10 protein-coding genes are annotated in these 11,819 nt (G+C 64.0%); 8 read left to right on the top strand and 2 right to left on the bottom strand.

Features of this window, described 5'->3' with window-relative positions:
* Positions 1-22: 22 nt before the first annotated feature.
* The gene (locus ACFVSI_RS08655) at positions 23-751 is read right to left on the bottom strand and encodes a FadR/GntR family transcriptional regulator (protein WP_274261623.1); all 729 of its coding nucleotides are present in this window, start codon (positions 749-751) and stop codon (positions 23-25) included.
* 297 nt (positions 752-1,048) lie between these two features.
* On the opposite strand from ACFVSI_RS08655, the gene ACFVSI_RS08650 reads away from it, so the two are divergent.
* The 7 genes from ACFVSI_RS08650 to ACFVSI_RS08620 all read left to right on the top strand — a co-directional run bounded on the left by ACFVSI_RS08650 (position 1,049) and on the right by ACFVSI_RS08620 (position 9,265).
* Positions 1,049-2,671: an ABC transporter substrate-binding protein gene (locus tag ACFVSI_RS08650; protein WP_387821978.1), complete on the top strand. Its 1,623-nt coding sequence runs from the start codon at positions 1,049-1,051 to the stop codon at positions 2,669-2,671.
* A 97-nt stretch (positions 2,672-2,768) separates the two neighbouring features.
* Positions 2,769-3,725 (top strand): ABC transporter permease, encoded by a 957-nt coding sequence (locus ACFVSI_RS08645; RefSeq protein ID WP_387821975.1) that lies wholly within the window; start codon positions 2,769-2,771, stop codon positions 3,723-3,725.
* Positions 3,726-3,728: 3 nt separating this feature from the next.
* Positions 3,729-5,840, top strand: coding sequence for a dipeptide/oligopeptide/nickel ABC transporter permease/ATP-binding protein (locus ACFVSI_RS08640; RefSeq protein ID WP_387821973.1), 2,112 nt, complete (start codon positions 3,729-3,731; stop codon positions 5,838-5,840).
* Positions 5,837-6,634: an ATP-binding cassette domain-containing protein gene (locus tag ACFVSI_RS08635; protein WP_387821970.1), complete on the top strand. Its 798-nt coding sequence runs from the start codon at positions 5,837-5,839 to the stop codon at positions 6,632-6,634. Before ACFVSI_RS08640 ends, ACFVSI_RS08635 begins: the two co-directional genes overlap by 4 nt.
* Positions 6,635-6,671: 37 nt before the next feature.
* Entirely contained in the window at positions 6,672-7,589 is a 918-nt protein-coding gene (locus tag ACFVSI_RS08630; protein ID WP_387821968.1) for a dihydrodipicolinate synthase family protein, read from the top strand.
* 6 nt (positions 7,590-7,595) lie between these two features.
* Positions 7,596-8,582, top strand: a complete 987-nt coding sequence (locus tag ACFVSI_RS08625) for an ROK family protein (protein ID WP_387821965.1) — start codon at positions 7,596-7,598, stop codon at positions 8,580-8,582.
* A complete protein-coding gene (locus tag ACFVSI_RS08620) occupies positions 8,579-9,265 on the top strand; it encodes an N-acetylmannosamine-6-phosphate 2-epimerase (RefSeq protein WP_387821963.1) in 687 nt (228 codons plus the stop codon). Before ACFVSI_RS08625 ends, ACFVSI_RS08620 begins: the two co-directional genes overlap by 4 nt.
* Before the next feature lie 59 nt (positions 9,266-9,324).
* Here the strand turns inward: ACFVSI_RS08620 and ACFVSI_RS08615 are convergent, their stop codons facing one another.
* Positions 9,325-10,164: a sulfurtransferase gene (locus tag ACFVSI_RS08615; protein WP_387821960.1), complete on the bottom strand. Its 840-nt coding sequence runs from the start codon at positions 10,162-10,164 to the stop codon at positions 9,325-9,327.
* A 155-nt stretch (positions 10,165-10,319) separates the two neighbouring features.
* Between ACFVSI_RS08615 and ACFVSI_RS08610 the strand changes: the two genes are divergently transcribed.
* Positions 10,320-11,777, top strand: coding sequence for a dihydrolipoyl dehydrogenase family protein (locus tag ACFVSI_RS08610; RefSeq protein ID WP_387821958.1), 1,458 nt, complete (start codon positions 10,320-10,322; stop codon positions 11,775-11,777).
* Positions 11,778-11,819 lie beyond the last annotated feature (42 nt).

Raw genomic sequence — 11,819 nt, 5'->3', positions numbered from 1 at the left:
GGCGGCCCTTGCGTTGGGTGCGCTACTCGCCGACGGCCTCGCTGATCCGGCGGCGGATGCCATCGAAGTGGCGGTTGAGCAGTTCGGCGGCAGCGGCCTTGTCGCCAGCGGCTACGGCTGCGTAGATGTCGCGGTGCATCGCTGCGGTCTTCACCAGATCCTCGTTGCCGGGGCCGATCTCGACATGGATCTTCCGGTACACCTTCCAGAAAACGCCCATCAGATTAATGAGGAGCTCGTTGTTGAGGGGTTCGAAAAGCCGGCGGTGGAACTCGGCATCGGCGGCCACGAAGTTCTCACCGGCTGCTGCCAGCTCCTCCATCTGCTTGACCGATTCTTCGATGGATGACAACTGCTCCGGTGTCATGACGTCGATGGAGGAGCCGATCAGTCCGGACTCAAGGGCTTGGCGCACGTCAACCAGTTGCAGCGCTTCGAGGCCTTGGTGGCGGAGCGACAACCGGCCGCGGAAGGTGAGGCCGTCAGCGAGTGCATCGAAGTTGCTGGGGGCGACGAACATGCCGAACCCGTGGCGGATTTCGATAACGCCCAGGGCCTGGAGCACCTTCAAGGACTCGCGGAGCGTATTGCGTCCAACTCCGAGAGCTACTGACAGCTCACTCTCCGTAGGCAAGGGATCGCCGGCCTCGAGTTCCCGTTCAAGGATCAGTTCCATAATGTCCGATTGCAACGCACGCAGCCGGGCCTGTGCACTGAACCGCGCCTGCGGAACCACACCGGAAGTTGTCATGGCTATCTCCTTGCCGTGCACCGCTCCCGGAATTGGGAGCGGCGCAGTGTTAATGTTGAGGCGAGCTTAGCGCCCGCTGCAGAACGAGTAGCTCGCAACATACAATATCGGATGTCCCACCTCCTTCATAGCCATATGCGTAATTTCCCGGCAGGCGGCATCCTCTCCCGGAGCCACGCACGGCCCGGCGCTCCATTTCTCACTTGACGTTCCGTTGTGACCGCCCTTACAGTTTCACTACGAGCATCGGACGTCCTACATCCGATAACCCACGAAACTCGATTGGTGAGGCACCCTATGAGCAAGACGATCCAAAGCCTGCCGCTGGTCAACGATGCCAGCCGCCGGAACTTCCTGAAGCTAAGCGGCGCAGTTGGTGCAGCAGCCGCCTTCACGGCAACTCTTTCTGCGTGCGGCGGCGCTGCCAGCACCACAACCGGAAACGCAACGAATACGGCGGCGGTGAACAAGGACCTCACCATCGAGGCAGGTATTTCCTACGCGCTCTCCACGGGATTCGATCCGCTGAGCTCCTCCGGCGCCACCCCGATGGCGGCCAACCTGCACATCTTCGAAGGCCTCATCGAACTGCACCCGGCCACCCGCGAGCCTTACAACGCACTGGCTGCCTCGGACCCCAAGAAGGTCAACGACACCACGTACCAGGTGACCATCCGCGACGGCGCCAAGTTCCACGACGGCACCCCGGTCACCACCGAAGACGTGGCATTCTCCTTCACCCGCGTCATGGACCCGGCCAACAAGTCGCTGTTCTCGCAGTTCATCCCATTCATCCAGGACGTCAAGCCTGTTGATGCCAAGACAGTCGAGTTCACCCTTAAGTACGCCTTCCCCGGCTTCGGTCCGCGCATCTCCGTAGTGAAGATCGTCCCCAAGGCTCTCGCCACCGACCTCAAGGCCTTCGACGCCAAGCCCGTTGGCTCCGGCCCCTACAAGTTGGTCTCCGCCGTCAAGGACGACAAGATCGTCTTCGAGGCGTTCGCCGACTACAACGGTCCCAAGCCTCCCCTGGCCAAGGGCATGACCTGGCTGCTCCTTTCAGACGCCGCAGCCCGCGTCACCGCCGTCCAGTCCGGCCGTGTCCAGGCCATCGAGGACGTTCCCTACCTTGATGTCGACGGACTGAAGTCCAAGGTCAAGGTTGAGTCCGTCCAGTCCTTCGGTCTGCTGTTCCTGATGTTCAACTGCGCCAAGGCCCCGTTCGACAACAAGCTGGTTCGGCAGGCCCTGCACTACGGCCTGGACAAGGAAGCCATCATCAAGAAGGCCCTGTTCGGCAATGCCAAGGCCGCCAGCTCCTACTTCCAGGAAGGCCACCCGGACTACGTCAAGGCCAAGAATGTCTACGGCTTCGATACCTCCAAGGCCGAAGACCTGCTGAAGCAGGCCGGCGTGACCAACCTCGAATTCGAACTCCTGACCACGGACACGGCATGGGTCAAGGACGTTGCGCCGCTGATCCTCGAATCCTGGAACAAGATTCCCGGCGTCAAGGTCACCGTCAAGAGCCTCCAGTCCGGCGCCTTGTACAGCGACCGCGTGGGCAAGGGCGACTACTCGGTTGTCGCCGCCCCAGGGGACCCTTCCGTGTTCGGCAACGACGCGGACCTGCTCCTGAGCTGGTTCTACTCGGGCTCCACTTGGATGGAAAAGCGTGCCTTCTGGACAGCTCCGGAGCGCTCCAAGCTGCAGGACCTCATGAACAAGGGGTCGCAGGCTTCCGGGGAGGCAGCAAAGAAAACTGTCGCTGAAATCGTGGACCTTGTCTCCGAAGAAGTCCCGCTGTACCCCGTCTTCCACCGCCAGCTGCCCAGCGCCTGGGATGAGAAGAAGCTCAACGGCTTCAAGCCGCTGCCGACCACCGGCCTGTCGTTCATCGACGTCGGACGCACCGCCTAGGCGGTCCCCCACCCGTTGCGGGGCCTGCTTTGCGTCCTAAAGCCCCCACTTGGCGCGCAGAGCAGGCCCCGCAACCAACTATCAACCGGAGAACACATTGGTCACGATATTGCGTCTGCTCGGCCGCAGACTTGCAGCATTGCCATTAATGATCCTGGGCATCACGTTGCTCGTCTTCCTCGTCCTGCAGGCCGCTCCCGGCGACCAGGCCAGCTCGGCCCTCGGTGACGGTGCCAGCGAAGAAGCAAAACAGCAGTACCGCCAGGACAACGGCCTCAACGATGCCCTGGTCCTGCAGTACTTCCGATTCCTCGGCAAACTCCTGCAGTTCGACCTCGGGGTCACTACTCCCCCGGCAAAGTCCGTCGCTTCCATGATCGGCTCGGCCTTTCCGCTCACTCTTCAGCTGACATTCCTGGGTGTGCTGATCGCGATCGTCGTCTCCTTGGCATTCGGCATCATCGGCGCCCTGTATCGCGACAAGTGGCAGGACCAGCTGGTCCGGGTCTTCTCGATAGCCGCCATCGCCACGCCGTCATTCTGGCTCGGCATCCTCCTTATCCAGTGGTTCGCACTCGGCGAGAACCCGATGTTCCCCTCGGGCGGTATCGCGACGCCGGAATCCGGTTTCGGCGGTTGGCTCAACTCGATGGCCCTCCCGGCTTTGGCGCTCGGCATTCCCGTCTCCGCCTCCCTGATCCGCGTGGTCCGGACGTCCATGGTTGAAGAACTCGACCGCGACTACGTCCGCACCGCCATCGGCAACGGCGTCCCCTACCGCGAGGTCGTCTCCAAGAACGTCCTCCGCAACGCGCTCGTCACGCCGGTCACCGTGCTGGGACTCCGCGTCGGCTACCTCCTGGGTGGCGCCGTCGTGATTGAAATGATCTTCGCACTGCCCGGCATGGGCCAACTGATCCTCAACGGCATCACCAACCTGGACGTCAACCTGGTCCAGGGCGTGGTGCTCACCATCTCGGTCACCTTCGTTCTGGTGAACATCGTGGTGGACCTTCTTTACCTGCTCATCAACCCCCGAATCAGGACGGTATAGCTCATGCGCAGCAAGCTCGCAGAACGGCTGAGCGCGCCGGGCCTTCGTTTCAAGGCCCTGCCCTGGGGCTCCCGCATCGCCCTGTCTTTCCTCATCCTCATTGTCCTTGCGGCCATCCTGGCGCCCGTCCTGGCGCCGCACGATCCGCTGGAGACATTCATCCCGGCAACTCCCCCGGGCGCCGAGCACTTCTTCGGAACGGACCGCCTGGGCCGTGACATTTTCTCCCGGCTCCTGTTCGGCGCCCAGTCCTCGCTGATGATCGGCCTCGGCGCCGTGGGCCTGGCGATCCTGGTGGGCGCGCTCTTGGGCTCGTTCGCCGCGACGTCGAGCAAGTCCGTCAACGAAATCATCATGCGGATCATGGACATCCTCATGGCGTTCCCGGGTATCGCGCTGGCCGCCGTGCTCCTGGCGGCCTTCGGCAACTCGGTCCCGACCATCATCATCGCGATCGCCATCATCTACACGCCGCAGCTGGCCCGCGTGGTCCGCGCCAACGTCCTGGCCCAATACGGTGAAGACTACGTCCGCGCCGAGCGTGTGATTGGCGCCGGCCGTTTCTACATCCTGGTCAAGCACATCGTCCGCAACACCGCAGCGCCGGTCCTGGTGTTCGCCACGGTGATGGTGGCCGATGCCATCATCCTCGAGGCATCCCTGTCCTTCCTGGGTGCCGGCGTGCAGGATCCCGCTCCCTCCTGGGGCAACGTCATCTCCTACGGCCGGAACCTGGTCCTGTCCGGCGGCTGGTGGGCCACCACCTTCGCTGGGCTGACCATCCTGCTGACCGTCCTGTCCCTGAACATCCTCGCCGAGGGCCTCACCGATGCGATGGTCAACCCCAGGCTTCGCAAGGCTCCGGTGGTGAAGGACGACGACGGCTCCTCCGCTTCCGTGGCCGTCGACACCGAGGTGGCTACGTCAGTTGCCCAGCCTTCCGTTGTTGAGGAACACGAGCTCGACGGCGTCCGCGCGGCTTCCGGTTTGGGTGCCACTGCCGAGGCCGGCCAGTCCGCCCTGCTCACCGATGTGCGCACCGCCGCAGCCAACCCGCACCTCCTCCTGGACCGCGAACTGGAACTCCTTGCCTCGATCGAAGCCAAGCGCACCGACCGCCTCCCCCAGGTACCGGCAGACGCACGCAACGTCCTTGAAGTGAAGAACTTGTCCATCCGTTTCCCCGGCCGTTTCGGAGACATCCCGATCGTGGACAACGTGTCCTTCACAGTCCGGGAGGGCGAAACCATGGGCCTGGTTGGCGAGTCCGGCTGCGGTAAGTCGATCACGTCCCTTGCCGTGATGGGCCTGCTGCCGAAGACTGCCCAGGTGACTGGCTCCATCGTCTTTGACGGCAAGGAATTGTTGGATCCCAAGACGAAGCACAGCAACCCCAAGGCCTACGTTGGTCTCCGCGGTGAGCAGATCGCCATGGTGTACCAGGACGCGTTGAGTTCGCTGAACCCGTCCATGAAGATCAAGGAACAGCTGGAGCAGCTCACCAAGCGTGGCGGCCGCAAGACCCCCACGGAGCTGTTGGAAATGGTCAAGCTGGACCCCGTCCGGACGCTGGCCAGCTACCCCCACGAACTCTCCGGAGGCCAACGCCAGCGCGTGCTCATTGCCATGGCGTTGTCCCGTTCGCCGAAGATCGTGGTTGCCGACGAGCCCACCACTGCCCTGGATGTCACCGTCCAGAAACAGGTGGTGGACCTGCTCAATGAGTTGCGGGAACAGCTCGGTTTCGCCATGGTGTTCGTCAGCCATGACCTCGCTTTGGTTGCTTCCCTCGCGCACCGGATCACCGTGATGTACGCCGGGCAGGTGGTCGAATCCGCACAGGCTTCCGAGCTGTTGCAGAACCCGAAGCACGAATACACCCGCGGCCTGCTGGGCGCTGTGCTCTCCATCGAAGCCGACGCCGCAAGACTCCACCAGATCCCCGGCACGGTTCCCTCACCGCACGATTTCGCTGTGGGAGACCGCTTCGCGGCACGCTCGCTGCGGCCCGATGCCGACCCCAACCAGAAGCTGGTCCTCACCACTGTCCCTGCGACGAACGGTGACGACGCCGACCACTACTGGGCGAGCCACCTGAAGGAGGATGCAAAGTGACTGCCACCCCAGTGATTGAACTCAAGGACGTCAAGGTCTACCACCGGGCGCGCACCGGCGGCTTGTTCCGTCCCAACATCGTCAAGGCCGTCGACGGCGTGGACTTCAGCATCAGCCGCGGCGAGACCGTCGGCATCGTTGGCGAGTCCGGCTGCGGCAAGTCCACCCTCGCGTCAGTGCTCGTGGGACTCCAGCCGCCGACGTCGGGCCAGGTCCTGTTCCACGGCAAGCCGGCCATCAAGCGGAACGCCGCCATGCGGAAGGAATTCGGCCGCTCCGTCTCCGTGGTCTTCCAGGATCCGGCAACGGCGCTGAACCCGCGCATGACCATACAGGACATCCTCACCGATCCGCTGCAGGTCCACGGCATCGGTACCGCCGCGAGCCGTCTGGCCAAGGTCAAGGAACTGTTGGCGCTGGTTGGCTTGCCGCAATCGGCGGCCGAAGTGACGCCGTCGCAGGTTTCCGGCGGCCAGCGGCAGCGTGTGGCGATCGCCCGCGCACTGGCGCTGGACCCGGACATCATCGTGGCGGATGAGCCGACGTCGGCTTTGGACGTTTCGGTACGGGCCCAGGTCCTGAACCTGCTCTCCGACCTGAAGACCCAGCTGAACCTCGGTATGGTCTTCATCTCGCACGACATCCAGACCGTCAGGTACGTCTCGGACCGGATCTGCGTCATGTACTTCGGCAAGATCGTCGAACAAGGCACTGCGGCCCAGGTCTTCGACAACCCCAGCAACGACTACACCCGGAAGCTGCTCGGCGCCGCGCCGAGCTTGCTTCACATCTAGTTTTCCCCCTCACAAGCTACAAACAACGGAGATTTCTGTGTCCACTCAGTTCCAGGGCGTCATTCCCCCGGTCATTACGCCCCGCCACGCAGACGGCAGCATCGACGTCCAGTCGTTGAAGAACGTCACCAAACACCTGATCGACGGCGGTGTGTCCGGGCTTTTCGTCCTGGGCTCCTCCGGCGAAGTCCCCTACCTCAGCAACGAAGAGCGCGAGCTGGTAGTGACCACCATCGCGGACGCCAACGCCGGGGCAGTGCCCCTGATCGTGGGCGCCAACGAGCAGACCACCAACCGTGTCATCGAGGAAGCCCGCAAGGTGGTGGACCTCGGCGCCGACGCGATCGTGGTGACGTCGATGTATTACGCCATTGGCAACGCCGCGGAAACAGAGACACACTTCCGCAGCATCCACGAGGCCATCGACAAACCGATTTTTGCCTACGACGTTCCCGTCCGGACCCACTTCAAGCTGCCCACCGACCTCCTTGTCCGGCTGGGCCGCGATGGCGTCATTGCCGGTGTGAAGGACTCCTCGGGCGACGACGTTTCCTTCCGGCAGCTCCTCCTGGCGGCAAAGGACATCCCGAACTTCGACATCTTCACCGGTCACGAAGTCGTGGTTGACGGCGCCCTCCTGGGTGGCGCGCAGGGTGTTGTTCCGGGCCTCGGCAACGTTGATCCCGCCGGCTACCGCCGCCTGTTCGACGCCGCACAGGCCGGCGACTGGGCCGGTGCTGCCCGCGAGCAGGACCGCTTGGCCGACGTCTTCGAGATCGTTTACACCCCTGGTGGCCGGGTGTCGGGCGGTGCCGCAGGCTTGGGTGCCTTCAAGACCGCCCTCCAGGTCATGGGCATCATCGAGTCCAACACCATGAGCTCGCCGATGCTGTCCCTGAACGAGTCCGAGACAGCCGCGATCCGCGAAATCCTGGAACGCAACGGGCTGGTCTGACCTTCCGTGACCGCTCTCCTGGCCCAAGCGACGCACGTGATCGGCGTTGACCTCGGCGGCACCAAGACCGCCGCCGGGGTTGTCTCCTCCTCCGGGGAGGTGCTGTTCGCAGACACCGTTCCCACACTGAACCGTGCCGGTGGCGAAGCGATCCTTGATGCCACCGCCGCACTGGTTGCGGGCTTGGTGGGGCGCGCCGCCGACGCCGGACTGACCGTGTCCGGCGTCGGCGTCGGCTCTGCTGGGGTCATTGATGCTTCTTCCGGCACCGTTGTTTCAGCAACAGATGCGATTCGTGATTGGGCCGGGACTGCGCTTGCCGGTGGATTGTCCTCGCGGCTCGGGCTGAAGGTCCGCACCGTCAACGATGTCCATGCCCACGCCCTCGGCGAAGCCTGGCTCGGTGCTGCTGCCGGTACCTCGAGTTCGCTCATGGTCGCTTTCGGAACGGGGGTTGGCGGCAGCTTCGTCCTGGACGGCACCCCCGTTCTTGGCCACCACTTTGTTGGCGGGCATGTAGGGCACTTCGCTTCGCCCTTTGCCGCTTTTGAGGGCCGCGCCGTGCCGTGTGTGTGCGGTTCTGCCGGGCATGTCGAGGCCATTGCCTCCGGACCCGCCATCCATGAGTCCTTCCTGCGCTTTGGTGGCTCTCATGCTGAAGCGGCGGACACGCGTGGCGTGTTCGAGCTCGCCAAGGGAACCCCCGACGGCGGTGCTGTCGCGGCCGCGGCGCGTACCGCCGTCGAACTCGGTGCGGTAGCCGCAGGGCAAGCGGTGGGTGGGCTGATCAACATCCTCGATCCCGAAACCGTGGTCATTTCCGGTGGCCTCGCTGATTCCGGCGAGCTGTGGTGGAAGCCCATGGAAGCCGCACTACGGCAGGAGCTGCTGGCTCCCTTGGCCGCCGTTCCTGTTGTCCGCGCGGCCCTGGGTAACAGCGCCGCCATTGTTGGTGCCGCGAAACTCGTTCTCCCTAAAGGAATTGTCCTGTGATCCTCACGTCCGAAAGCCTCGAAGCCCTGCGTTCCCAGCTGATCGTCTCTTGCCAGGCGTATCCGGGCGAGCCCATGCGGGATCCCCGGACCACGGGGCAGGTGGCAGCGTCGGCGGTGATCGGTGGTGCTGCGGCGGTCCGCGTTCAAGGGCTTGCCGACGTGCAGTTCACGCGTGCCGCCGTCGAAGTTCCTGTGATTGGACTCTGGAAAGACGGGCACGACGGCGTCTTCATCACGCCCACGCTCCGTCACGCACTGGCCGTGGCCAATGCCGGGGCGCATGTGGTGGCTATTGATGGAACGCGGCGTTCACGTCCGGACGGTCTTTCCTTGGCCGAGACGGTGGCCGGAATCCACGCGGAATCGCATGCACTGGTCATGGCGGACTGCGGTTCTTTCGATGACGCCGTTGCTGCTGTTGAAGCCGGCGCAGACCTCATCGGCACGACGCTGGCGGGGTACACCGGCGAGCGCCCGAAGACGGACGGTCCGGACCTGGAGTTGCTGGCGGAGATCGCTTCAGGGGACCTGGGCAAACCGCTCATCGCAGAGGGCCGCATCCACACCCCGGCCCAGGCGCGTCAGGCCCTCGACGCTGGTGCCTTCGCCGTGGTTGTGGGCACGGCGATCACCCATCCGGCCAGCATTACGGGCTGGTTCAAGGGCGCGATGCACGCCTAGTTACATTTTCTGCTGGATCATTCGTAGACCCATCCTGCGTCTTCCCTACCTGGCGCGGGTTACTCAAGGTGCAGCACCGAATGATCCAGCAGAATCTCCACTGGCCTGTCCATCGCATGTCCGTACTGGGACCACCCTCCGACGAACAGCTTGCCGTGCCCCATTCCGAGGTGTTCCATCATCAGCAGGTTGTGGCACGCGGTAACTCCTGAGCCGCAGTAGGTGATGGTCCCCGGTGCAGAGACAACGCCTGCCCGTTCGAAGTTTTGCCGAATCTTCGGTTCCGGCAGAAGGTATCCGGCGGCATCGAGGTTCTCCCGGCAAGGGACGTTCACGGCGCCAGGGATGTGCCCGGGTCGCGGATCGATGGGGTCTTGCCGGCCCTCGAAGCGGTAACGGTTCCTGGCATCAACCGCGGCGCCTGAAGCTGCCTCCGAAATGTCCGCAATGAACCGCGAGGGCCATGCCCCGGCTGTGAAACTGCCCCTGCCCGGCGAAGGGGTGTCCGTCGAGGGCTCCCCCGAGTAGGCACCCATTCCCCCGTTCAAAATCGCCGCGTTGTGCCCTGTAGACCGGAGCATCCACACGAGCCTGGCCGCAATGACTCCGCCGGCGTCGTCGTAAGCAACCACGGTGTCAGAGTCATTGATGCCGGCTTCCCGCATCCCTTCGGCGAACACCTCGGGATCGGGCAACGGGTTGCGCCCGGCTTCCGGGGACGCCGGGCCCGAAAGCCAGCGGTCCAAGTCCATGAAGACCGCACCGGGAAGGTGTCCACGTTGGTACGCGTCCAGCCCGGAAGCGCCATCGAGATACCAGCGGCAATCTGCAAGAACGAAGGTTCCGGCCCTGGCCGCACACCAGTTCCAGTCGACAAAAGGCTTCAGCTCATCACCCATACAGTGCAGCCTAGTCACGCGTTCCACATCGCAAGACGCCTATCCCATTATTTGGACAAGCGCCGCACTTGTGAGGCCTGCTCTGCGCCCCAAAACACACTCCAAGCACGCAGAACGGGCCTCACAAGGGGAAGGGTCCGGCGTAGGCTTTCCCCATGACTGCCGAAAGCTCCCGCGAGTACGACGTAATAGTGATCGGCGCAGGCGCCGTTGGGGAAAACGTGGCCGACCGGGTGGTTCGTGGCGGCCTGTCGGCGGTGATCATCGAAAGCGAACTGGTGGGCGGCGAGTGCTCCTACTGGGCCTGCATTCCCTCCAAGGCGCTCCTTCGCCCCGGCAGCGTCCTGCACGCAGCCCAAGGAATCCCCGGTGCCACGGAAGCCATCACCGGAACCTTGAACGCACCGGCAGCCCTGAAGCACCGGGACTGGTTCACCAACAACTGGCAGGACGGCAGCCAGGTCGAATGGCTGGACAGCGCCGGCATCGACCTGATTCGTGGACGGGGCAGGATCACGGGTCCCCGCGAGGTCCACGTGGATGCGCTCGACGGCAACAGCTACGCCCTCAAGGCCAACCATGCGGTCGTCGTGGCAACGGGTTCAACGCCCACCATTCCGGACATCGAGGGGCTCAAGGGCGTACCCTACTGGACCACCCGCGGAGCGACCGCGGCCCAGGAGATCCCCAAGCGGTTCGTGGTGCTCGGCGGCGGCGTGGCCGGCGTGGAACTGGCCCAGGCGTTCGCCCGGCTCGGCTCCGATGTCACGCTTGTTGCCCGCGGACGACTCCTGAGCAGCTACGCCGAGGAAGCGGCGAACCTGGTTCTGGCCGGGCTCCGCGCCGATGGAGTGACGGTCCACCTCCACACCGACGTCACCAGGGTTGAGAAGAACGACGACGGCGCCATCACCGTCACGCTCGACGGCAAGACACTCGACGCCGACCAACTCCTGGTCGCGTCGGGCAGGCGTCCCGCCCTGGCCAATCTCGGCCTGGAGAGCGTCGGCATTGACGGCGAGGACGGCAAAGCTCCGCGACTCACGACCGATGCCAGCGGCCTCGTCGAAGGACCGGCCAGTGATGGCACCAGCGGTTCCTGGCTGTACGCTGCCGGCGATGCCGCAGGGAAGGTTCTCCTGACGCATCAGGGCAAATACGAGGCCCGGGCCACGGGTGACGCCATCGTCGCCCGCGCCAAGGGTGAGCTCAAGGGCAGCCCGCGGCCGTGGAGTCCGTGGGCACACACAGCCAACGACCACGCCGTCCCCAGCGTTGTCTTCACGGACCCCGAGGTGGCCTCGGTGGGACAGGGCCTCGAGGAGGCACTCCTGCAGGGAAAGAACGTGGCCGGGGTTGAACTTCCCATCAATGTCAGTGGCTCCCAGCTGCACTCCCCGGACTATAAGGGGTGGGCCCAGATCGTGGTGGATGAGGACAAGAGGGTGATCATCGGAGCCACTTTTGCAGGCCCCGGCGTTTCTGAACTCCTCCATTCGGCAACCATTGCGATCGTTGGCGAGGTTCCCTTGGACAGGCTCTGGCATGCCGTGCCGTCGTATCCGACCATCAGCGAAGTGTGGCTCCGACTGATGGAGAAGTACGGCCTTTGAGTTCTATTTGAACTGACCAGTCAGTTTAGTTAGACTTATCGC

It is taken from the genome of Paenarthrobacter sp. NPDC057981 (assembly GCF_042886835.1).
Classification (GTDB): Bacteria; Actinomycetota; Actinomycetes; order Actinomycetales; family Micrococcaceae; genus Arthrobacter.
The sequence above is the reverse complement of the archived record's forward strand: the minus strand, read 5'-3'. Positions and strand labels throughout refer to the sequence as shown.

Bases quoted from the DNA above. Each gene is read 5' to 3' on its own strand.
- ACFVSI_RS08655 (WP_274261623.1), bottom strand. From the start codon at position 751: ATGACAACTTCCGGTGTGGTTCCGCAGGCGCGGTTCAGTGCACAGGCC.
- ACFVSI_RS08650 (WP_387821978.1), top strand. From the start codon at position 1,049: ATGAGCAAGACGATCCAAAGCCTGCCGCTGGTCAACGATGCCAGCCGC.
- ACFVSI_RS08640 (WP_387821973.1), top strand. From the start codon at position 3,729: ATGCGCAGCAAGCTCGCAGAACGGCTGAGCGCGCCGGGCCTTCGTTTC.
- ACFVSI_RS08615 (WP_387821960.1), bottom strand. From the start codon at position 10,164: ATGGGTGATGAGCTGAAGCCTTTTGTCGACTGGAACTGGTGTGCGGCC.
- ACFVSI_RS08610 (WP_387821958.1), top strand. From the start codon at position 10,320: ATGACTGCCGAAAGCTCCCGCGAGTACGACGTAATAGTGATCGGCGCA.